The sequence below is a fragment of the Shinella sp. G-2 genome (assembly GCF_050172695.1).
GTDB lineage: Bacteria > Pseudomonadota > Alphaproteobacteria > Rhizobiales > Rhizobiaceae > Shinella.
Map to the genome: position 1 here is coordinate 17,492 of NZ_JBBEYH010000004.1, position 20,798 is coordinate 38,289.

Genomic DNA, 20,798 nt, shown 5'->3' on the forward strand with positions numbered 1-20,798 from the left:
CCGGCGCGAGGGCCGGGGTTTCCGCATGTCTTGCCTGAGGCGCGTCAGGATGGCTTCGGTTTCTTGCCGAACAGGCCCTTCAGATTGTCGAAGAGCTCGATCTTCACGCCATGACGCTTCATGATGATCGCCTGCTGGATGATCGACAGCGTGTTGTTCCAGGCCCAGTAGATCACCAGACCGGCCGGGAAGGTCGCCAGCATGAAGGTGAAGACCAGCGGCATCCAGGTGAAGATCATCGCCTGGGTCGGATCCGGCGGCGTCGGGTTCATGCGCATCTGCAGGAACATGGTGACACCCATGATCAGCGGCCAGACGCCGATCATCAGCACGTGCGGCACGTCGTAGGGCAGCAGGCCGAACAGGTTGAACAGCGACGTCGGATCGGGCGCGGACAGGTCCTGGATCCAGCCGAAGAACGGCGCATGGCGCATTTCGATCGTGACGTAGATGACCTTGTAGAGCGCGAAGAAGACCGGGATCTGCAGGAGGATTGGCCAGCAACCCGCCAGCGGATTGATCTTCTCCTCCTTGTAGAGCTGCATCATCGCCTGCTGCAGCGCCATGCGGTCGTCGCCGTGCTTGGCCTTCAGCTCTTCCATCTTCGGCTGCATCTTCTTCATGTTCGCCATGGAGGCGTACTGCTTGTTGGCAAGCGGGAAGAAGAGGCCCTTGACGACGATCGTGGTGATCAGGATCGCGATGCCGAAATTGCCGAAGTAGCGGAAGAAGAAGTCCATCAGCTGGAACATCGGCTTGGTGAAGAACCAGAACCAGCCCCAGTCGATCATCAGGTCGAAATGCGGAATGGCGTAGGACGTCTTGTAGCCGTCGATGATCGGCACTTCCTTGGCGCCGCCGAAGAACAGGTTCTTGACGTCGGCCTTCTGGCCGGGCGCGATGGTGATGTCGTCCTGGCGGTAGTCCGCCTGGTAGCGCGGACGGCCGTCCTTGAAGTAGGAGAAACGCGTCTCGTAGGGCGTCGCCTGCGGCGGCACCAGCGCGGTCGCCCAGTACTTGTCGGTGATGCCGAGCCAGCCGCCGGTCGCCTTGCCGGGCGTGACGGTCGTATCGTCCTCGGTTTCCTTGTACTTGACTTCGTGCAGGCCGAGATCGCCGAGCACGCCGATGAAGCCTTCATGCAGCACGTAGACGGACGGATCGGTCGGCTTGAAGAAGCGCGTCGCACGGCCATAGGCCGAAAGCGCGATCGCCGCGTCGGTGCGGTTCTCGATGCTGTCGGTGATCGTGAACATGTAGTGTTCGTCGACCGAGATCGTGCGGGTGAAGAGGACGCCCTTGTCGTTGGTGAAGGTGAGCTTGACCGGGGTCGTCTGCGTCAGCTTGCCGGCGCCGTCCTGCGTCCAGACGGTCTGGGGACCGGGAACCGTGCCGGTCGCGTCGCTGCCGACATAGCCGACTTCGGCGAAGTAGCCGTGTTCGGTCTCGGCGGGGCTGAGCAGCGTGATGATCGGGCTCGTCTTGTCGACGGTCTCGTGGAATTCCTTGAGCTTCAGGTCGTCGAAGCGGGCGCCGGTCAGGCTGATGGAACCGGAAAGCGAGGGCGTATCGATCTCGACGCGGGCGGACTTGGCAAGCGCCGCTTCACGCGTTTCCGTGGTCGTCGCCTGGGCAGCGCCGCCCGGAAGCGCGCCGCTCGTGCCCGTTGCCGTCGTGGTGGTGGCAGCGGTGCCGCCCGACGTCGTCGTCTGCTGGCTCTGGGCAGCCTGCTGGGCTTCCAGCGCGGCGCGGTCCTTTTCCAGCTTGGGGTTCACATAGAGGAACTGCCAGGCGACAAGGATCAGCACGGACAGTGCGATCGCCACGAAATAATTGCGGTTCTTTTCCATCACTCTTTCCCGGGAGCAGCAGGGCGCTGCTGCTGCTTCTGTTTCTGCCTTGTCGCGATCCTGTCTTTGAGGCCGGCTTCAAGGGATTTGAAAGGTGCGTTCAGCACGTCCCTTCTCGCGACAACCACATAGTCGTGTCCGGGCTCCATTGCAAACCCGGCCGATAGCCGCACCGCCTCTTTCAGGCGCCGGCGCATGCGATTGCGTTCCACGGCATTGCCGTGCTTCTTGGTGACGGTGAAGCCGACGCGGGGCGCTTCGTCCGGCATCTGCCGGTCGCGCACCTCGAGAAGGAACAGGGGTCCCCGGCGTTTCTCGCCCTCGCGCACAAAAAGAAACTGCGGACGGCTTTTCAGCCGTCCGACAGCAGATTGTCTAACAGTTTTCGTCATATGCCCGTCGCCTCTGTTCGGGCAGGCACGGCCTTAGGCCGAGAGACGTGCGCGGCCGCGGGAGCGACGAGCGGACAGGACCTTGCGGCCGCCCTTCGTTGCCATGCGGGCACGGAAACCGTGACGACGCTTGCGAACAAGCTTGGAGGGTTGGTAGGTACGCTTCGACATTTATTTAATACCGCGGTGTGCGGCCCTTCTTGGGTTTGCATGACGCAAGGAGCGTTAAAGTCCGGCACGGCCAAGCCCTCGCGGGAAGGCAGGTTCCAGACGTGCGCGGCTTATAAGGGCAAAGACGGTCGAAAGTCAATTGCGACCGCGCGGCGCGGCAGGCTGTCACAATCGTTAACGATCTTGCGACCACGGATTGTGCCTGAGTTGCATTTTGTCAAGACTGCATCCCGTTACGTCAATCAAAGCCCCCGGATTTCCGGGCTCTTTCATGTCGTCGCCATATTAGCCCTGCGGAATGTACCTGATTGTGCGACGGTTGCATCAAAATCTAATTAACCTTTAGCGTTTACCGTTCATCCGAGGGTGAGGTGGATCGTGCCGTCTTGCCGATCGTTTATCCGTGCCTTGGAGTGTGACGTGAAGATACGCGGCAAGATCTATCTCATCGTGGGCGTGATGGGGCTCATCTCCGTCCTCATCGGCGGCATCGCCGTTCATGTGGTCTCGGAATACAGCGAAAAGCTTCATCAGTATGAGAATGCCGCCGATCGCGCCTTCCTGGGCGAGCACCTGAACCGCCAGGTCACCGCCGTGGTGATGGAAGCGCGCGGCATCTATGCCGCCAAGGACATGGAAGGCGCCAAGAAATTCGCCGACGGCATCGCCAAGGAACTCGACGGCATTGACGCGACGCTGAACGAATGGCGCCCGCTGGTGCCGGAGGAGCAGAAGGCCGCCTTCGACGCCGTCGTGGCGCGGGCCGCCGAGTTCCGCACCTTCCGTTCGGAAACCGCGCGTCTCGGCACCACCGTCTCCGTCGTTGCCGCCAACGAGCAGGGCAACAACGAAGGTAACCGCGCCAACCGCAAGGCCTTCCAGAAGGAGATCGATGCCGTCGTGCAGACGGACAACGAGAACCTGACGGCCATCAAGGACGAGATCGCGGCCTTCGAGACGCTGATGCTGACGCTGGTGCTCGGCACGGTCGGCGCGGGCCTCGTGCTCGGCGGCGGCATTGCCTTCTATATCGCGACCAATGAGCTCAGCCGTCCGATCCAGAACGTCACCGAGACGATGAAGCGTCTTGCCGGCGGCGATCTCGACACGGAAGTGCCCTATGCAGACCGTAAGGACGAGATCGGCGAAATGGCCGGCGCCGTTGCCGTCTTCCGCCAGAACGCCATCACCGTGCGCGATCTCAATGCCCAGGAACAGGTGCTGCGCGAGAAGAGCGCGGACCTGCAGTCCTCCATCGCCACCGTCGTCCATGCGGCGGCGGCCGGCGACTTCTCCTCGCGCATCAGCAAGGATTACCAGAACGACGACCTCAACCGATTCGCCCGCTCCGTCAACGAACTCGTTGCCGGCGTCGAGGAGGGCATTGCGGAAACCCGCCGCGTCATCGGCGCGCTGGCGGAGGGCGACCTGACGCAGAGCATGGACGGCAGCTTCCGCGGCGCCTTCGCCGAATTGCAGCAGAACGTCAATTCGACGCTTGCCACGCTTCAGCGCACGATGCGCGACGTGCGCGCCTCGACCGACGCCATCAACGCCAATTCCGGCGAACTGCGGAGCGCCTCGGACGACCTTTCCAAGCGCACCGAGCAGCAGGCCGCTGCGCTGGAGGAAACCTCCGCCGCGCTGGAAGAGATCACCGCCGCCGTCAAGAACTCCACCGAGCGCGCCAACGAGGCGAGCCTCATGGTGGGCGAGGCGACGCAGAGCGCCAAGCAGTCCGGCGATATCGTGCGCAACGCCATCGACGCCATGGGGCGCATCGAGCAGGCCTCCAGCGAGATCAGCCAGATCATCTCCGTCATCGACGAGATTGCCTTCCAGACCAACCTGCTGGCGCTGAACGCCGGCGTCGAGGCCGCCCGTGCGGGCGAGGCCGGCAAGGGCTTCGCAGTCGTGGCGCAGGAAGTGCGCGAGCTCGCCCAGCGCGCGGCAAGCGCGGCCAAGGACATCAAGGGCCTGATCACCAAGTCGGGCAGCGAGGTCTCCGTCGGCGTGAAGTATGTGCAGGAGACCGGCTCGGCCCTCTCCGACATCGAGCACCGCGTCGTCACGATCAACGAGCGCATCCATGCCATCGCCACCGCCGCCCGCGAACAGGCGACGGGCCTGCAGGAAATCAGCACCGCCATCAACCAGATGGACCAGGTGACCCAGCACAATGCCGCGATGGTGGAAGAGACCTCCGCCGCCACGCACAAGCTGAAGGGCGAGGCGGACGGCCTTGCCGATCTCGTCGCCCGCTTCCGCACGGGCGATGCCGTGCAGCGCGTCGCGGCCGTGCGGACCGAAACGCGGCCGGTCGAATCGCCCGCCCGCCGCATGATGGGCAATGTCGCCCGCGCCTTCGGCGGCAATCGCGGTTCTGCCGCGGTGGCGCAGGAGAGCTGGGAAGAGTTCTGAGCCCTTCCGCATAAAGGTCAAAGGGCGCGGCGGCCGCAAGGTCGCCGCGCTTTTGTCTTTCTTGGGGCGGCGTTGGGGGCGGCGTTGGAAAAATTGCCGCAATCTCCTATAATTGGCTGTCGGCTGTGGCCGAAGATGCGTCGTCGATCCTCGGTCGCGATGTCGTGCGCCGCGTTGCGGCCTGTCCGGGAGTTGAGACATGGTGGAGAGAGACGGGGCGCCGTCCCTGACCGAGACGCCGGTGCCGGCGGTCGGCTTTCTGTCCGGCCTGTCGGGTAAACTCCTGTTGCTCACCGCCGTCTTCGTCATGATCGCCGAAGTGCTGATCTTCGTGCCTTCGGTCGCCAATATGCGCCTGATGTGGCTGCGCGACCGCCTGAACACGGCCGCCGCCGCCAGTGTGGTCATCGAAGGCCTGCCGGATCAGGAACTGCCGCGCAACGTGCAGGTGGAGACGCTGCTGGCGACGGGCGCCAAGGCGATCGTGCTGAAGAAGCAGGATGCCTCGCGCATGGTGGCCGCCGTCGAGATGCCGCCGAGCGTCGATGGGCAATACGACCTCTCGGACGTTTCCACGCTGACCTCGATCTACGATGCCTTCGATACGCTGCTCTTCGGCGGCGACCGCACCATCCGCGTCTATGGCCCGGTCGGCGAGACGACGACCCGCATCGAGCTTCTTCTCGACGACAACGCCCTGCGCCGCGCCATGCTGCGCTACGCTCGCAATGTCTTCATCCTGTCGATGGTCATCTCGCTGGTGACGGCGAGCCCGATCTTCTTCGCGCTGAACCGCCTGCTCATCCGTCCGATCCGCCGCATGACCGCGAATATCCGCGAATTTGCCGCCGACCCCTCCAATCCCGCGCGCGTGCTGGAGCCCTCCGGCGGGCGCGATGAGATCGCCGCCGCCGGCGTCCACCTTGCCGCCATGCAGCAGACCCTGCAGCGCACGCTGAAGGAACAGAAGAACCTCGCCGATCTCGGTCTGGCCGTGTCGAAGATCAACCACGACATGCGCAACATCCTCGCCTCGGCCCAGCTGATGTCCGACCGCCTCTCGGATGTCGACGATCCCGTGGTCAAGCGCGTCGCACCCAAGCTGTTGCGCAGCATCGACCGGGCGGTGGGTTATACCAAGGAGGTTCTGTCCTACGGCCGCATGCGCGAGCCCGAGCCGCGCCGCCGTTTCGTCGCGCTGCGCCCGCTGGTGCTGGAGGTTTCGGAAGTGCTGGCGATCGATGCGCGCGGCGATATCGATTTCGTCGCCCAGGTCGAGCCGGGTCTCGAAGTGGATGCGGACAGCGAGCAGCTCTTCCGTGTCATCCACAATCTCTGCCGTAACGCCGTCGAGGCCCTGTCGCAGGAGGGCAGTATCGAGCGGCGCACGGTGCTGGTGACGGGCCTGCGCACCGGGTCGGTCGTTTCCATCGCCATTGACGACAACGGTCCCGGCATGCCGGAAAAGGCCCGCGAGAACCTCTTCGCCGCCTTCCGCGGTTCGGTGCGCTCCGGCGGCACGGGCCTCGGTCTTGCCATCGCCCGCGAACTGGTGCTCGCCCATGGCGGCACCATTGCCCTGGTGGAAAAGGCGACGCCCGGCACGCTCTTCCGCATCGAGCTGCCCGACCGTCCCGTTCCCCTCGACGCTTTCCGCCACCGCGCCTGATCGCCAGGGCTTTCGCGCCGCTTCATGACGGCACGATGAAAAAAGTACATTTTTTCTGCGAAAGGCGCTTGCAATAAACCCGCGCACCCTTTAGGAACCGCCTCGCAGCCGGGCAACACGCCCATCACTGCCAGCGCACCCGTAGCTCAGCTGGATAGAGCACCAGACTACGAATCTGGGGGTCAGGAGTTCGAATCTCTTCGGGTGCGCCATTCTTTCCCAAGACTTCCAAGACAATAAAAAGTTCGCTTGCGTTCAAGACGTTCCGCAGGGGAATCCTGACGGATCCGCTTACATGAAGGAAGGCTTGTCGCCGTCGGTTCCCGGCTTGTTGATGCCGACGCTGCTGCGCAGGTGAAGACTTGGAGAGCGGATCATTTTCACGATCAGGTCTGCCACGCTTTTGCGCGAGACGACGGTGCCCTTGAACGGGGCGTTCCGCTCCGTCAGTTCGTAGTCGACCTCGTCTTCATCCGTGAGCCAGGCGGGGCGCAGGATGGTGTAGTCGAGCTTCGAGGCTTCGATGGCATCTGCGGCGCGGCGGAACGGCCTCAACTCTTCACCGATGGTCGCATTGTTCCATGCACCGAACTTGCCCGGCACCTCGTCATAGATGCCGAGCGCCAGCACGAAAATCAGTCGCTTGACGCCCATGGCCTGCATCGACGCGATGATGCCCGTGGCTTGCGCATCGAGATCGTCGCCGGTCAGGTTGGCATAAACGATGTCCTGCCCCTTGACCGCGCTGTCGAGTTTCGCTTTGTCGAGTACATCGCCCTGAACGATCCTGGCGTTGGCGGGCGTTTGCGTCAGTTTTCCCGGGCTGCGAGCGAACAGCGTCATTGACGCTTCGGCGTCGCTGCCCAGCATGCCCACCACGTGGCGGGCGATCTGCCCGCCGGCCCCCAGAACAAGCACCTTCGTCATCTTGCATCCTCCTGAAATTGGAGCGGCGCGGAATGCCGCGCCGCCTGCTCGGGAAAGCCCGCTTCTATTCGGCCGCCTGGGCCCGGTTTGCGGCTGTCACGCCGCCGAGATGTGTCTTGAGGAACGGCACCAGTTTTTCCAGCGCGAGACGGACCGGTTCGGGCTGATCGTAGAGGTCGTAGTGCGACCAGCCCTCGACCACGACCAGTTCCTTGTTCTTCGACGCGGCGCGGCCATAGATTTCCATGCCGTCGCGATAGGCGCCGAAGCCGCCGGGCTTGTCGCCAAACACCACCATCATCGGCTGTGTCAGCAGCGTTTCGGCGAAGGCGAAAGCATCCCACGCCATTGCCGGCGCGGCATGGGAGACCAGCATGCGCGTGCCGGAACCCGCAGCCGGGCACCGGTTGCGATAGTAGTCGGTCGCCTCCAGCACATCGATGTCGGTCAAGCCGGCGGCCTTGCCGGCGTCGACGCTCGCCGGCAGGAAGATGTTGATCTGCGCGTCAGCGCCTGCGTTCTCGGCGGTGCGCTGAGCCGCCATGCCTTCGAGCGCGCCGACAGGATCGAAATTGCTGAAGCCTTCGCGCATCAGTCGTCCGAAGTTCACGCCGGTAATGCTGACGAGCGCCTTGATCCTCTTGTCGATGATCGCGGCCTTGATCGAGTAGCCACCGCCGCCGCAGATGCCGAGGATGCCGATCCTGTCGGGGTCGACGTAGGGCAGGGACTGAACGTAGTCGATGACATCGCGATAGTCCTTCACGCGCTGTTCCGGATCTTCGGTCCAGCGCGGTTCACCGCCGCTGCCGCCCTGGAAGCTTGCATCCGGCACGATGACGACGAAACCGGCTTCTGCCAGGGCCGCGCCATAGACGTTGCCGGATGTCTGTTCCTTGCAGCTCCCGATCGGATGGTTCGAAACCATCGCCGGGTAGCGCTTGGCGGCATCAAAGTCGGGCGGAAAGTGAATGTTGGCGGCGATATCCCAATACATGCCGGGATTGCGAATGCTGACGGTTTCCATGGGTGTCTCCTGTCGCAGGGGGAGCGCTGCGCGCTCCTTGGATCGGTATTTCGGATTATTCGGCGGCCTGTGCCGCAGTGGCGCCGGCCGAGAGCTTCGTCCGGAAGAACGGCGCCAGGACCGAAACGGCCTCGTTGACGAATTTCCGGCCGTCATAGAGGTCCATGTGGTTCGCGCCCTCGACGATGTGGAACTGCTTGTCGGTGCTGGCAGCGCGATCGAACAGGTCGTCGCTCATCCATTTGCTGCCGGCCACGCTGCCGGCGATGATCTGGAGGGGCTGGGTCAGGTAGACGTCCGCCATGTGATAGGCGTCGTAGGTGATGATCTGGTTGAGGCTGCGCAGCGCCGCAAAGCCCGGCGCCGTGGCGCATTCGGCGCGCGGCGTGTGGTAATATTCCCAGGCCTGGCGCAGCTCCTCGTTCGGCGCGTCCTTCTCGGTCAGCGGTGCGAGCGGCATGGTAGCGGTCGTTCCGCTGGCGTCCGAGGTGCGGGCATTCGAGCCGGCCTCGATATAGGGCAGCGCGTCGATCGACCTGACGTTGTTTTCCCATCCATTGCGGAACATCGAGCCGATATTGACGGCACTGACCGTGCCAACCGCCTTGATGCGACGATCCTGGATGGCGGCATTGGCCGTATAGCCCGCGCCGGCGCAGATGCCCATCGCGCCGATCCGGCCCTGGTCGATGTAAGGCAGCGTCGTGAGGTAGTCGATGACGGCGCTGATGTCTTCCGTGCGGATATGGGGATTTTCGAGCTGGCGCGGTTCGCCACCGCTCTCGCCCTGATAGGAGGCGTCGAAGGCGATGGCAACGAAGCCCTCGTCGGCGAGCATCCTTGCATAGGTTCCGGCGGTCTGCTCCTTCACGCCGCCACCCGGATGGGACACGACGATCGCCGGATAGGTCTGCTTCTCGTCGAAACCTTGAGGAAAGTTGATCACGGCCGACATGGTGATCGTCTTGTTGTTCGAGTTGGGGAAGCTGATCTTGCCCATTTCCAGTCTCCATCGTTGGCGTCAGTGGCTCGGTGCGCTCTCCATCGCGGTACGCCCTTGCCGATGGACATAATCTACGCCAGAACGATTACGTGGATTAGGCAGGTAATCCTTATTGGGTCTATCATTGAGGTGATGAATGCGACGGGATGAAATCGCCGATCTCGCGGCCTTCGTGGTCGTCGCCGAGGAACGCAGCTTCACGAAGGCTGCCCAGCGGCTCGGCATGGCGCAATCCGCGCTCAGCCAGATCGTACGTCGGATCGAGGAGCGGCTGGGTGTGCGTCTGCTGTCGCGCACGACACGCAGCGTGGCCCCGACCGAGGCCGGCGAACGATTGATCGCGACGCTCGGCCCCATGCTGCACGATCTCGATGCCGCGGTCGCCTCGCTCGGCGAATTGCGCGATCGACCGTCCGGAACGATCCGGATCACCACGGTGGAGCACGCGGCCAAGACGATCATCGTTCCGGCCCTGAAGCGGATGCTTCCCGACAACCCTGATATCAAGGTGGAGATTACCATCGACTACGGCCTCGCCGATGTCGTGGCCGACCGGTTCGACGCAGGCGTCCGCTTGGGCGGCGCCATCGCCAAGGACATGATCGCCCTGCGGATCGGGCCGGATACGCCGATGGCGATCGTCGGCGCACCCGGCTATTTCCGGCGGCACCCGGTTCCTGTTTCGCCGGCGCATCTTATCGACCATCGTGCCGTCAACCTGCGACTGCCGACCTCCGGCACGCTGAATAGCTGGCGACTGATCCGCGGAGGGCGCGAAACGCGCGTGCGGGTCGATGGGCCGCTTACCCTCAACAGCATCGACCTGATCCTCGATGCTGCGCTCGACGGCCATGGCCTTGCCTATCTCCCGCTCGATCAGGTCCAGCGGTTCCTCGACGACGGCGCGCTGGTCCGGGTGTTGGGCAAGTTCACGCCCGATCTGCCCGGCTACCACCTCTATTATCCGCACCGGCGACACGCTTCGTCGGCCTTTACCCTTCTGGTCGAAACGCTGAGATTTCGTGCGTGACAGCGGTGGTGCGCCGTTTTCCCCATTCCGGAACGACATCAGGCGCCGGACGTTCGCGCGGCGCCTGATGCTGAAGCGTCCCTCAAGGACGGCGAACGCCTCGCCCGGGGTTGTCCGTCTTGAGGCCTGGAGTTTGTCAGGGAAAAGTGGGAGCCGGTTTTCCCGAAAAGACAAACGAAAACAAAAGAATTTAGAGTATGCCTGGTTCAATCTGAACCTGACATGCTCTAGGTGCGTCTGGTCCATGTGCCGCTGACAAACCAGGAGCCGAGCGCGGCGGGGACATGCCCCTCCGTCCATTCGGGCGGCCACCAGTCGCCATTCAGGTGCTCGTAGTCCTCATCGGTGAGCCAGGCCAGCGGACCACCCGGCGTGTCGTCCGGATCGAGCGAGTGCTTCAGACGGTCGTTCCGGCGCATCGCGCGCTCCAGGATTGCCAGTGTATCGACCTCGCGATCGCGCACCACCTTGCCTTTCCGGCAGGTGATGATGCGTTCTCTGGTGAACCACGACGACCATCCGTGGAAGCCCTGCACGAGCATCGGTCCTGTCGGAATGCGAAGGCAGCCGGTGAACCAGTCGGCGGATACCGGAAAGCGATTCGTGGGCACCAGCCTTAGGAACCAGGCGCGCATGGCATCCGAAAGGGGCAGTTCGTCCCATCCGAAGGTGCTCAGACAGGCAAGCCACAGACGGCCATCGGTGATGCTCCAGGTACCGACATATTGTCGATGGCAGGCCGTTGTCGTGCCCTCCGGAGCCTCTACTCTCGTTCTGCGCCTTTTGAGCAGGGGCGCAAGCGGCTCTTCGTACAACCAATGCGGTTTGCCATCGAGAAGGATACGCTCGGGGACTTGCGAGGTCATGGATTTTCCTTTGAAGGGGTAACGGTGCGGCAGGGCGCCGGCACCGTCTGAAACATACCAAAACGGCCTGTTCCGAGCAAATAAGCCTCCATTTAACCTATTGATATAGAACGGATAATGGCGATTGTTCGCGTACTGTTTTTCGGTGGGATGTGACATATTTGCATGCCTGTTCCGAGGAGCCGCCATCGCCGTTGGCACGGCTTGCAGGCCTTGAAATCGGCCCGCTGCCCGGCCTTCGCCGTGGCCGATATGCCACGCGGCCTCGTCTCTCATGCGTCCGGTTTTCCGCCTTCGTCGCCGCTCGTCTTCAAAAGTGGGCCGGGCTCGGATAAGCAGGGGGTGAACGGTGTCCGTACGGCACTGGCGAAAACAGAAAAGCGGAAGGAAGCGGGACATGACGAACCGCGAGAGGCCGCGCGTATTGCGTCGCGTGATCTTCGCCGGAGTGCTGGCGCTGGCGGGCTGTGCCGGCCGGCCGGAAGGCGTGATGGTGCCGAGCGGCGAGATGCCGCCGGGCGTTTCCGCGGTCGACCTGCTCGTTGCCACGACGCGCGCGCCATCCGACCAGCCGGGCGTGCTGTTCTCCGGCGAGCGCGGATCGCAGCTCGAACTGCGCGATATCGTCGTTTCCATTCCGCCGGATGGCAAGCGCAAGGTCGGCCAGGTGCAATGGCCCTCCAAGCTGCCGGCCGATCCGATGAAGGATTTCTCAACCGTCAGCGTCAAGCCGATCGAGACCGCCAAGGCGGGCCGGACCTGGCTCGGCCATAACCTGCCGAAGAGCCGGCGCGTGCTCGTCTTCGTGCACGGTTTCAACAATCGTTATGAGGATGCCGTCTACCGCTTCGCGCAGATCGTGCACGATTCCAAGACGGATGCGGCGCCGATCATCTTCACCTGGCCGTCGCGCGCCAGCATCTTCGACTATTCCTACGACAAGGAGAGCACCAACTATTCCCGCGATGCGCTGGAAGAGCTGCTGCGCGCCGCCGTCGATACGCCGGATGTCGGTGAGATCACCATCATGGCCCATTCCATGGGGACGTGGCTCGCGGTGGAGACGCTGCGGCAGATGGCGATCCGCGACGGGCGCGTGCCGAAGAAGATCCAGCAGGTCATCCTCGCCTCGCCCGATCTCGACGTCGATGTCTTCGGCCAGCAATTGCGGGCCATCGGCACGAACGTCAAGGACCGGCCGCAGTTCACGCTCTTCGTCTCGCGGGATGACCGCGCGCTGACGCTGTCGCGGCGTATCTCCGGCAATGTCGACCGGCTCGGCCAGATCAATCCGGCGGAAGAACCCTATCGCAGCATGCTGGAAAAGCAGGGTATCACCGTGCTCGACCTCACCGCGCTGAAATCCGGCGACCGGCTCAATCACGGCAAATTTGCCGAAAGCCCGGAGGTCGTGCGCCTCATCGGCAATCGCCTGATCGACGGGCAGGCGGTGACGGATTCGCAGGTCGGCTTCGGTGAGCGGCTGGGGGCCGTCGCGCTCGGCACCGCCCAGACGGTCGGCAGCGCGGCCAGCATCGTCGTCTCGACGCCCATTGCCGTCTTCGATCCGGTGACGCGCAAGAACTACGACGATCAGTGGCGCCGCCTCGGCAACTCCGTCGAGGACACGACGGTCACGGCCATCGGTCAATGAAAAGGCGGCCCGCGATGGGGCCGCCTCCGTCAATTGCGTTCCTGTCAATTTCGCTGGGCGCTTAGAGCATGTCAGGTTCAGATTGAACCAGACATGCTCTGAATTCTTTTGTTTTCGTTTGTTTTTTCGGGAAAACCGGTTCCCACTTTTCCCTGACAAACTCTAGCGCACCCAGATGATCTCGCGGCTCGAACGGTCGACAAGAACCGGGCGCTGATCGACATAGATATAGCCGTAGCTCGGGCTCTCCGGCACCTCGACGATCTGCACCTCCTGCGGGATCACCACCCCCGCTTCCACCGGCCCTTCCAAGACGACTGGGTCCAACGGGTGGCCCTCCACATAGGTGATCGTCGTCTCGGGAATATCGGCCGAAATGCTCGCCGTCGTCTCGACTTCCGGCGCATAGATCACCTGGCGGCTATCCGTGCGAACGATGACCGGGCGGTTGTCGACATAGACATAGGCAAGGTCGGGGTGTTCGGGGATCGGCGTCAGCGTCACGGTGTTGTCGAAGCGCGTATCGGCGGTCACCTGCCCCTGCAGGATGACGGGCGGCGTCGGGTTTTCCATCACGTAGACGCGGGCATCCTCGGGGACGGCAGCTTCCGCGCCGATGGCAAAGCCGGCGACGCCGCCGACGATGGCGCCGATCGGGCCACCGACCACCGCGCCCGCAGCCGCACCGGCCGCGCCGCCTGCTGCGCCGCCAATGGCTTCCTTGTCGCTATCATCCGCATGGGCGGCGGTGGCGCCGAGGAAGGCAAGGGCCGCACCGGCGATCAGAATCTTACGCATGTCTTTCTCCTTTAGAGTAGGTTTCCCACCCCTTCGGCGGAGACAACGTCGCATGCGCGATCCGGTTCCCGCGGATCGGTCGCCGGCCATCACGATGTATGACCGGCGTTAACCGCCGGCCTCAGGCGACTTCCGAATCGCGCCGGGCGATTTCGTAGTCCTCGTTGTGCACCTGCAGGCCTTCCTCCGTCACGACGACGATGCCGTAGGCGGCCGGTTCGTCGACCGAGAGCGAGGCGTTGGGCGCATCGAAGGGCATCGGCTGCTGGTGCACCGGGCTCTTGAAGATCGAGAAGGGAATGCCGCGATGCGAGCCGCCGATCGTGCGGTGCACGTGACCGGCGAAGATATGGCGGACATTGCCGTGCCTGAGCACCAGATCGTAGAAGGTATCCTCGTTGCTGAGGCGGATCGTGTCCATGCCGGTAAAGCCGGTCTTGTGCGGCGGGTGGTGCATGAAGAGGAGCACCGGACGGCCATCTGCCGTCGCCAGCGTCCGGTCGAGCCAGGCAAGGCGCTTTTCGCACAGATAGCCGGCATGGCTCAGAGGATAGTCGTAGGGCGGGGCGAAGAGCGTGTCGAGCAGCACGACGCGGCAGTCGGGAAAGTCGATGGCCTGCTGCACGAAGCCGTTCTCGTCCGGCGTCACCTCGGTAAAGGTTTCGAGGAAACGGTCGCGATAGTCGTGGTTGCCGATGGTGATGGCGACGGGCGGCTCGATGAGGGAGAGAAGATCGCGCAGGCGCTCGTAGGAAATCGTGTCGGCGCGATGCGTCAGGTCGCCGGTGAAGATCACCCGGTCGGCATCCGCATGGTAGCGATTGACATGGGCGATGCCGGCGAGCAGCCGCTGATACGGATCGAGGCCGATGATGGTCATGCCCTCGGGCACCATGTGCAGATCGGTAAAGACAATGAGTTTGGTCATGGAAGGGTCTCGTGGCGGGAAGGGGCGGACGCATGCGTCCGCGCTCCCAGTCGTAGCGCGCGAACCTGCCGCATGAAAAGCTGTTGGAACGGACGGCAATCTGATATATCAGAAGACGAGAGTGGCCACGGGCCGGCGAGAACGGAGCATACCGACATGAGATGGAAGCGCACGATCCAGCTGCTGGACGTTCATTGCGAGGGTGAGATCGGCAAGGTGGCCATCGGCGGCGTGCCGAAGATCCCCGGCAACACGATCGCCGAGCAATTGAACCATATCAACACGGTGGATGACAGCCTGCGCCGCTTCCTGTGCCTGGAGCCGCGCGCGGCCGCGACCGGCTCGGTCAACCTGCTGGTGCCGGCCAAGCGCCCGGAGGCCGATGCGGGCTTCATCATCCTTCAGGCCGACCAGGCGCATGCCTCGTCCGGCTCCAACTCGATCTGCGTCACCACGGCGCTGCTCGAATCGGGCATCGTCGAGATGAAGGAGCCGGAGACCGTGGTGGTGCTCGATACCGCCGCCGGCCTCGTCAAGGCGACGGCCACCTGCCGCGACGGTCGCTGCGAGAAGGTCAAGCTCACCATGGTGCCGTCCTTCGTGCAGGAACTGGACGTGGAGATCGACACGCCGCACTGGGGCCGCGTGCGCTTCGACATTTCCTATGGCGGCATCTTCTATGCGCTGGTGGACGTCGACCAGATCGGCACGAAAATCGAGAAGGGCAATGCGCGCGCGCTGGTCGATGCCGGCATGGCGCTTAAGGATCTCATCAACAAGTCGATGACGATCGTGCATCCCGAAATTCCCGAGATCAACGGTGTCGCCTATGTCATGTTCCGTGACCGCGATCCCGACGGTCTCGTGCGCACCGCCACCACCATGTGGCCGGGCCGCGTCGACCGCTCGCCCTGCGGCACCGGCAATTCGGCCAATCTTGCGACGCTGCATGCCCGCGGCCTTGCCAAGGTGGGTGACACGTTCCGCTCGCGCTCGATTATCGGATCCGAGTTCGAGGTGGGCCTCGCAGCCGAGACGGTCGTTGCCGGCCGCAAGGCGATCATTCCCACCATCACCGGTCGCGGCTGGACCTTCGGCCTGCACCAGATCGCGCTCGACCCGACCGATCCGCTGGCGAACGGTTTCGCCATGACGGACACCTGGGGTCCGCAGGCGGGCGAGATCGTCTGATCCCGCCCCTCAAGCGCCCGGTCATTGCTGGGCGTAGTGCTTCTCGATGGCGCCGAGGGTGATCGGATCGATCTCCGCATTCTCGGCGCCGTCGATCAGGTCTCGCGCGGCGAGCACCTGCTTGATCGCGAGGCGCGCATCGGCCGAAAGCTGTTCCGGCTGGTCGCGCAGGATGACCTCGAGGTCCACGTCGCGCATCTCGAAGGCGGCGACGAGGCTGCTCACCGCCTGCTCCACATTCTTCACGATGCCCGTGCCGCTCTGCTGCATCAGGCCGAACTTCAGCTTGCCGTAGCTGTCGCCCTGAGCGGCCGCCAGCTGGAAATAACCGGCGGCGGCGGCAAGGTCCTGCGCGACGCCTTCGCCCGATTCCAGCATGAGGCCGAGATTGATCATGGCGTCGACATTGCCGCCCTCGGCCGCCAGCTTGTAGAAAGCCGCCGCCCGCCCATTGTCCTCGGGCACGAGGCTGCCGTCGTCGAAGAGCACGCCGAGATTGAAGGCGGCCGTCTCGTCGCCGGCGGCGGCGGCCTTGTCGAACCAGCGGGCGGCTTCCGCGCCGTTCACGTCGGTGCCGATGCCGTCACGGTAGGCGACCGCGAGATTGTACGCGCCGAGCAGATCGCCAAGTTCGGCGGCCTTCTTGTAATGGCTGAATTCGCCGGCAGGATCGCCGCGCTTGCCCAGCATGCCGCCATAGTTGACCATCGCCACGGTGTGGCCGAGCGCGGCCGCTTCCGCATAGAGCTTCATGGCGTCGAGAGACTGGCCGGCGCGCTCCAGGGCACGGGCAAGCTGGAAGGCCATGCGTGCGCCGCCGCCGGCCTTGTAGGCCTCGCGGCAGGCGGAGAGCGCCGGACCGATCTCTATGTCGTCAAGCGCCACCGGCGCGAAGGCCGTGTTGCGCGTTGTGTCGTAGCGGCTGCCGGCCGCGGCGTCGCAGCGGGCCTCGATGGACAGCGTGTCGGCCTGGGCGCTTGCGGCGCCGCCAAACAGCAGGGCCGCGAAGAAAAGGGCGCGGCCAGCCGTCTTCATTCCTGTGGATCGCGTGATCATGCTCGTCTCCCTGCATTGGATGACCGCAGCTTAAACGACGCAGCCGGCGCGTCTGTTTCCACGGGAACAGAGAAGAAATCGCGAGCGGTGCATATAGGACACAGGCAAGGCGGCCCGGGCGATTGACGCGCCCGCCGCCATCGGTTCAATTCCTCCCCGCGGGGCAGCCCCGCGCAAAAGGTGTTTCATGACCACGTTCGATGTTTTCCGCCCCACCCTCAGCCGCAGGCTCTTTCTTGCGGGCGGCGCGCTGGCGCTGACGGGTATCGGTATTCGCGCGACGAAGGCCAACGCGGTCATCGGCAAGGCGGTCGAGATCACCGGCGAGGTGACGCGCCGTCAGGAGAACCTTCTGGAAGGTCTGAAGGCCGGCGCGAGCCTGATGGATCATGACTTCGTGACGACCGGCAGGGAGAGTTTTGCGGAACTGGCGCTCGGCGACGATACCAGCCTCCTGCTCGGCAGTGAGACGGAGCTTCTCATCGATACCTTCATCGCCGGGCAGGGCGGCACCATCGAGCTCGGCACGGGCCAGATGGTCTTCGACCGGCCGGAGGGTCTTGCCAAGATCGACCTTACCATGCGCACCGCCTTCGGCATGATCGGCGTGCGCGGCACCAAGTTCTTCGCCGGCCCCAACCGCGGCGTCTTCGCCGTCTTCGTCGAGCACGGCCGCGTCGAGGTCACCGGCGGCGGCGTCATGGCGTCCGTCGGGCGCGGCGAGGGTGTCGAGATCAAGCGGCCGGGCGAAGCCCCCGGCAAGGTCACGCAATGGGGCGAGGCGCGCATCCGCGAGGCCTATGCCAGCGTCGGCATCCGCTAGAGTTGTCAGGGAAAAGTGGGAACCGGTTCCCGAAAAGACAAACGAAAACAAAAGAATGTAGAGCATGTCTGGTTCGATCTGAACCTGACATGCTCAAGGTCGACCGGCCCTAATCCAGGGTGAAGAGATCCATCGTGCCGAAGCCGCGGATCTCGTGGTTGCCGATGGCGCGGAGCGTCCGGCTGGTCTCGCCCGCTGCACGCGGGCCGATGCAGATTTGCGTTCCCAGGAACTTGTTGGCGTCCTGCAGCCGCGCGGCAAGGTTCACGGCATCGCCATGGGCGGTGTAGTCCAGCTTGCCGCCGGCCCCCACTTCTCCCAGCACCGCCATGCCCGTCTCGACGCCGATGCGCGTGCGGCCGAAATCCTTGTCGAGGAAGGCAGGACGACGGCGCATTTCCTCGGTCAGCGCGCGAATTTCGTCGGCGCAGGCGAGCGCCTTGTCGACATGGCGGTCGAGATCGTCAGGCGCATTGAAGAGCGCATGCACCGCATCGCCCACCACCTTGTCCACCATGCCGCCATGGCGGGCGACGAGGGCGTTCACCTCGGAGAAATAGATGTCGAGCAGCTTGACGAGATCGTGCGGCCCGATCTTCTGGGCGAGGGCGGAAAAGCCCTCGATATCGGTGAAGAGCGCCGTCACCTGCCGTTCCTCGCCGGCGACCCGGCCGAGGTCCGGATTGTCGATGTAGCGCGAGACGACGGACTGGGGCAGGTATTGTGCAAAGCGTTGCCGCGCCGTCGCTTCGGCTCGTCGCACATGGCCATATTGCAGAAGGCCGGTGACGAGCGCCGCGGTCGCCACGATGAGCGAGACGCCCACGGCATCGGAAAGCAGCGCCGTGCGCGCATAGAGCAGTGCCGAACCGGCGAAGACGAAGCCGACGAGGCCGACGCCCGCCAGGGCCGCGCCGAGCGGGCGCAGGCGCGCGGCCGCAAAGGCCGCCGCCGCGCCGAAGACGAAGGCAAAGCCCGCTTCGACCGGCAGGAGGCCGAGATCGCGCGTCGGGATGTGATCGGTGATGATGGCATTCGCCACATCCGCATGGATCTGCACGGAGGGTTCGAGCGGCAGCGAGGCGCTGGTGCGCAGGCCACCGAGATTGGGCAGACTGCTGCCGATCAGCACGACCTTGCCGGCGATGTCGTCTGCCGGAACCCGGCCCCCCACCACGTCCCCGGCGGAAAAGGTGCGGGCAGCGATGGTCGCGGCGCTGCCGGCGACGAAGCGCAGGCTCCCGTCCTCGTCGAGCCGGAGGATGCGCCCGTCATGGCGCAGCCACGGCGGATTGCCGCCGAGCACCGGTGTCCTGGCGCCTGCCGCCAGACGCGCCGCTTCCACGCCGAGCGCCGGATAGGCCGCGTTGCCGACAATGGCATAGGCCTGCACCCGGCGCACCACGGCATCCTCGTCGCCGACGAGGAAGGCGGCCGCCGCGGCGCTCGCCTTGTCCTGCAGGAAGGCGCAGGAGCTTTCCGTGCCGTCGATGAACCAGAGATCCGGCACGGTGACGGGCCGCTGCAGGGCAAGCTTCGGCACGGGATGTGGCGCGCCGTCGGGCGTCTCGCCGATCAGGAAGCCGAGCACGGTCGGCACCTTGCCGATGGCCGCGGCGAGCGCCGCATTGGCGGGCTCTTCCGGCGCGCAATCCGTGCTGAAGATGAAGTCGAAGGCGATGGCGGCCGGCTTTGCCGCGGCGAGCCGGTCGACGAGCTCGGCCGTCTGCGCCCGTGTCCAGTCCTTGTTTGCCGCGCCCTGGAAGGCCTTCCGGTCGATGTCGACGACGACGATGCGGTCGCTCTGGGCGGCCGGCACCGTCTGCGTCAACGCGTCGAAATAATATTCGCGCTGCTGCTCCAGCGCCGTCTCGCCGAGGCTGAAGAGCGCGAGCGCGCCGGCAAGGCTGGCGATGAGGCCGGCGGCGAGGGGTCTGTATTTATTGGCGAGCATCTAGGCGGCGGCCTAGTCGTCATCCGGCTCGGCAATCGTCAGCAGCCGGCCGATATGGCAATGGATGATGCCGTCGTTGCGGCGGATGGCGCCGGCCTCTTCCAGCACGAGGATCGAGCGATTGATCTTTGGCCGGCTGGCCCCGAGGATGCCGGCGATCTCGGTCTGGCTGAGGGAGAGCTGGAGATTGGCGCTGTCCGGCAGGTCCTCGCCGTGGATCGAGCGTAGCGTCGCCAGGAAGAAGCGGGCGACGCGCGCGTCGAGATCGTAGAGCGCGATGGTTTCCAGTTGCTCCGTCGTCTCGCGCAGCTTGGTGCACAGATAATGGATGATCGCCTGCGCGGCGGTGGGGTTGCGGGAGATGAGATCGAGGAAGTCGCGCTTGGCGATGACATAGCCTTCCGTCGCCACGGCCGCGGTGGCGTCCGCCGAGCGCGGCTGGCCGTCGAGGATCGCCATTTCGCCGAGCACCGCGCCGGGTTCAAGCTGGCGCAGCGACAGTTCCTTGCCCTGCGGCGTGATGAGGGAGAGCTTGATGCGGCCGGAAACGAGCACGATGAGATAGGTGCCTTCGTCGCCGCGCTGGAAGATCACCGCACCGGCCGGCCACTTGCGATAGGTCGCAATGCCGGCGATCTCGCCGATCGTTTCCTTGCTGAACCCCTCGAAAATCGGAAAAGAACGCCAGAACGCGGCACTCTTGTTGATCTCGTTCATATCCGGTTTCCCCCGGCCGCCGATACAGGGCGCCGCTCGGGCGAAATCTTCGCCCAGCCGCCGGGCGCTTGCAACAGAAAAGAACGGAGCGTTTCGGGGCTTACTGGCAGATGCGGACGCGCTTGGTGACCGAGCGGCCATAGGCGTCGGCGGTGCGGACGCGCTTGGTGATGCAGTTCTGCTGGTAATGGCCGTAATAGCCTTCGCCATAGCTGTTGCCCGCATGGCCGGAAGAGGTGAAGGCGAGGGAGGCGGCGGCAAGGGCAAGGGCGAGAAGGGTGTGGCGCATGACGTCTCCGGCGGGAAGGCGGGGTGGGATGA

Annotated in this window: 19 protein-coding genes and 1 tRNA gene; 7 read left to right on the forward strand and 13 right to left on the reverse strand. The window is 64.4% G+C overall.

From position 1 onward, the window contains the following. Positions 1–44 precede the first annotated feature (44 nt). Genes yidC through rpmH form a run of 3 tightly spaced genes read right to left on the reverse strand, consistent with a single transcriptional unit; the run spans position 45 to position 2,413 of the window. A complete protein-coding gene (gene yidC, locus V8U06_RS09180) occupies positions 45–1,850 on the reverse strand; it encodes a membrane protein insertase YidC (RefSeq protein ID WP_427140390.1) in 1,806 nt (601 codons plus the stop codon). Further along, complete coding sequence (rnpA, locus tag V8U06_RS09185) at positions 1,850–2,242, reverse strand: ribonuclease P protein component (RefSeq protein ID WP_427140391.1); 393 nt, start codon at positions 2,240–2,242, stop codon at positions 1,850–1,852. Before rnpA ends, yidC begins: the two co-directional genes overlap by 1 nt. Positions 2,243–2,275: 33 nt before the next feature. Beyond that, positions 2,276–2,413 carry a 50S ribosomal protein L34 gene (gene rpmH / locus V8U06_RS09190; protein WP_226920679.1) on the reverse strand — a complete coding sequence of 46 codons (138 nt, stop codon included), beginning with the start codon at positions 2,411–2,413 and terminating at the stop codon, positions 2,276–2,278. Positions 2,414–2,833: 420 nt separating this feature from the next. On the opposite strand from rpmH, the gene V8U06_RS09195 reads away from it, so the two are divergent. The 3 genes from V8U06_RS09195 (at position 2,834) to V8U06_RS09205 (ending at position 6,715) form a co-directional block, all read left to right on the forward strand. After that, positions 2,834–4,834, forward strand: coding sequence for a methyl-accepting chemotaxis protein (locus tag V8U06_RS09195; protein ID WP_427140392.1), 2,001 nt, complete (start codon positions 2,834–2,836; stop codon positions 4,832–4,834). Between the two features lie 199 nt (positions 4,835–5,033). After that, complete coding sequence (locus V8U06_RS09200) at positions 5,034–6,503, forward strand: ATP-binding protein (protein WP_427140393.1); 1,470 nt, start codon at positions 5,034–5,036, stop codon at positions 6,501–6,503. A gap of 135 nt (positions 6,504–6,638) precedes the next feature. Further along, positions 6,639–6,715, forward strand: a tRNA-Arg gene (locus V8U06_RS09205). A gap of 79 nt (positions 6,716–6,794) precedes the next feature. On the opposite strand, the gene V8U06_RS09210 is transcribed toward V8U06_RS09205, so the two are convergent. The 3 genes from V8U06_RS09210 to V8U06_RS09220 all read right to left on the reverse strand — a co-directional run bounded on the left by V8U06_RS09210 (position 6,795) and on the right by V8U06_RS09220 (position 9,457). Next, positions 6,795–7,430 carry an SDR family oxidoreductase gene (locus V8U06_RS09210; RefSeq protein ID WP_427140394.1) on the reverse strand — a complete coding sequence of 212 codons (636 nt, stop codon included), beginning with the start codon at positions 7,428–7,430 and terminating at the stop codon, positions 6,795–6,797. A 64-nt stretch (positions 7,431–7,494) separates the two neighbouring features. Further along, positions 7,495–8,457, reverse strand: coding sequence for an alpha/beta hydrolase (locus tag V8U06_RS09215; RefSeq protein ID WP_427140395.1), 963 nt, complete (start codon positions 8,455–8,457; stop codon positions 7,495–7,497). A 55-nt stretch (positions 8,458–8,512) separates the two neighbouring features. Further along, positions 8,513–9,457, reverse strand: coding sequence for an alpha/beta hydrolase (locus tag V8U06_RS09220; RefSeq protein WP_427140396.1), 945 nt, complete (start codon positions 9,455–9,457; stop codon positions 8,513–8,515). Positions 9,458–9,596: 139 nt separating this feature from the next. Here V8U06_RS09220 and V8U06_RS09225 point away from each other — a divergent pair, with 139 nt between their 5' ends. Continuing rightward, positions 9,597–10,490, forward strand: coding sequence for a LysR family transcriptional regulator (locus tag V8U06_RS09225; RefSeq protein WP_427140397.1), 894 nt, complete (start codon positions 9,597–9,599; stop codon positions 10,488–10,490). A 227-nt stretch (positions 10,491–10,717) separates the two neighbouring features. Here V8U06_RS09225 and V8U06_RS09230 read toward each other — a convergent pair whose 3' ends face one another. Beyond that, complete coding sequence (locus tag V8U06_RS09230; protein ID WP_427140398.1) at positions 10,718–11,632, reverse strand: hypothetical protein; 915 nt, start codon at positions 11,630–11,632, stop codon at positions 10,718–10,720. A gap of 121 nt (positions 11,633–11,753) precedes the next feature. On the opposite strand from V8U06_RS09230, the gene V8U06_RS09235 reads away from it, so the two are divergent. Further along, on the forward strand, positions 11,754–13,010 hold the full coding sequence (locus V8U06_RS09235; protein WP_427140399.1) for an alpha/beta hydrolase: 1,257 nt from the start codon (positions 11,754–11,756) through the stop codon (positions 13,008–13,010). A gap of 162 nt (positions 13,011–13,172) precedes the next feature. Here the strand turns inward: V8U06_RS09235 and V8U06_RS09240 are convergent, their stop codons facing one another. After that, on the reverse strand, positions 13,173–13,808 hold the full coding sequence (locus tag V8U06_RS09240) for a DUF1236 domain-containing protein (protein ID WP_427140400.1): 636 nt from the start codon (positions 13,806–13,808) through the stop codon (positions 13,173–13,175). Between the two features lie 121 nt (positions 13,809–13,929). Continuing rightward, positions 13,930–14,736, reverse strand: coding sequence for a phosphodiesterase (locus V8U06_RS09245; protein WP_427140401.1), 807 nt, complete (start codon positions 14,734–14,736; stop codon positions 13,930–13,932). Positions 14,737–14,892: 156 nt separating this feature from the next. Here V8U06_RS09245 and V8U06_RS09250 point away from each other — a divergent pair, with 156 nt between their 5' ends. Beyond that, positions 14,893–15,927 (forward strand): proline racemase family protein, encoded by a 1,035-nt coding sequence (locus V8U06_RS09250; protein WP_226920664.1) that lies wholly within the window; start codon positions 14,893–14,895, stop codon positions 15,925–15,927. 21 nt (positions 15,928–15,948) lie between these two features. Here the strand turns inward: V8U06_RS09250 and V8U06_RS09255 are convergent, their stop codons facing one another. Beyond that, positions 15,949–16,983: a tetratricopeptide repeat protein gene (locus V8U06_RS09255; RefSeq protein WP_427140402.1), complete on the reverse strand. Its 1,035-nt coding sequence runs from the start codon at positions 16,981–16,983 to the stop codon at positions 15,949–15,951. Between the two features lie 187 nt (positions 16,984–17,170). On the opposite strand from V8U06_RS09255, the gene V8U06_RS09260 reads away from it, so the two are divergent. After that, positions 17,171–17,806, forward strand: coding sequence for a FecR family protein (locus tag V8U06_RS09260; protein ID WP_226920660.1), 636 nt, complete (start codon positions 17,171–17,173; stop codon positions 17,804–17,806). A gap of 109 nt (positions 17,807–17,915) precedes the next feature. Here the strand turns inward: V8U06_RS09260 and V8U06_RS09265 are convergent, their stop codons facing one another. The 3 genes from V8U06_RS09265 to V8U06_RS09275 form a co-directional block, all read right to left on the reverse strand. Next, a complete protein-coding gene (locus tag V8U06_RS09265; RefSeq protein ID WP_427140403.1) occupies positions 17,916–19,760 on the reverse strand; it encodes a CHASE2 domain-containing protein in 1,845 nt (614 codons plus the stop codon). A 12-nt stretch (positions 19,761–19,772) separates the two neighbouring features. Then, positions 19,773–20,477: a Crp/Fnr family transcriptional regulator gene (locus tag V8U06_RS09270; RefSeq protein ID WP_427140404.1), complete on the reverse strand. Its 705-nt coding sequence runs from the start codon at positions 20,475–20,477 to the stop codon at positions 19,773–19,775. Between the two features lie 100 nt (positions 20,478–20,577). Further along, positions 20,578–20,766, reverse strand: a complete 189-nt coding sequence (locus V8U06_RS09275; protein WP_427140405.1) for a hypothetical protein — start codon at positions 20,764–20,766, stop codon at positions 20,578–20,580. Positions 20,767–20,798 lie beyond the last annotated feature (32 nt).

Coding starts and splice junctions, on each gene's coding strand:
- V8U06_RS09225 (WP_427140397.1), top strand. CDS start 9,597: ATGCGACGGGATGAAATCGCCGATCTCGCGGCCTTCGTGGTCGTCGCC.
- V8U06_RS09270 (WP_427140404.1), bottom strand. CDS start 20,477: ATGAACGAGATCAACAAGAGTGCCGCGTTCTGGCGTTCTTTTCCGATT.
- V8U06_RS09210 (WP_427140394.1), bottom strand. CDS start 7,430: ATGACGAAGGTGCTTGTTCTGGGGGCCGGCGGGCAGATCGCCCGCCAC.
- V8U06_RS09265 (WP_427140403.1), bottom strand. CDS start 19,760: ATGCTCGCCAATAAATACAGACCCCTCGCCGCCGGCCTCATCGCCAGC.
- V8U06_RS09250 (WP_226920664.1), top strand. CDS start 14,893: ATGAGATGGAAGCGCACGATCCAGCTGCTGGACGTTCATTGCGAGGGT.
- V8U06_RS09235 (WP_427140399.1), top strand. CDS start 11,754: ATGACGAACCGCGAGAGGCCGCGCGTATTGCGTCGCGTGATCTTCGCC.
- V8U06_RS09275 (WP_427140405.1), bottom strand. CDS start 20,766: ATGCGCCACACCCTTCTCGCCCTTGCCCTTGCCGCCGCCTCCCTCGCC.
- rnpA (WP_427140391.1), bottom strand. CDS start 2,242: ATGACGAAAACTGTTAGACAATCTGCTGTCGGACGGCTGAAAAGCCGT.
- rpmH (WP_226920679.1), bottom strand. CDS start 2,413: ATGTCGAAGCGTACCTACCAACCCTCCAAGCTTGTTCGCAAGCGTCGT.
- V8U06_RS09200 (WP_427140393.1), top strand. CDS start 5,034: ATGGTGGAGAGAGACGGGGCGCCGTCCCTGACCGAGACGCCGGTGCCG.
- V8U06_RS09245 (WP_427140401.1), bottom strand. CDS start 14,736: ATGACCAAACTCATTGTCTTTACCGATCTGCACATGGTGCCCGAGGGC.
- V8U06_RS09240 (WP_427140400.1), bottom strand. CDS start 13,808: ATGCGTAAGATTCTGATCGCCGGTGCGGCCCTTGCCTTCCTCGGCGCC.
- V8U06_RS09215 (WP_427140395.1), bottom strand. CDS start 8,457: ATGGAAACCGTCAGCATTCGCAATCCCGGCATGTATTGGGATATCGCC.
- V8U06_RS09260 (WP_226920660.1), top strand. CDS start 17,171: ATGACCACGTTCGATGTTTTCCGCCCCACCCTCAGCCGCAGGCTCTTT.
- V8U06_RS09255 (WP_427140402.1), bottom strand. CDS start 16,983: ATGATCACGCGATCCACAGGAATGAAGACGGCTGGCCGCGCCCTTTTC.
- V8U06_RS09220 (WP_427140396.1), bottom strand. CDS start 9,457: ATGGGCAAGATCAGCTTCCCCAACTCGAACAACAAGACGATCACCATG.
- yidC (WP_427140390.1), bottom strand. CDS start 1,850: ATGGAAAAGAACCGCAATTATTTCGTGGCGATCGCACTGTCCGTGCTG.
- V8U06_RS09230 (WP_427140398.1), bottom strand. CDS start 11,632: ATGAGAGACGAGGCCGCGTGGCATATCGGCCACGGCGAAGGCCGGGCA.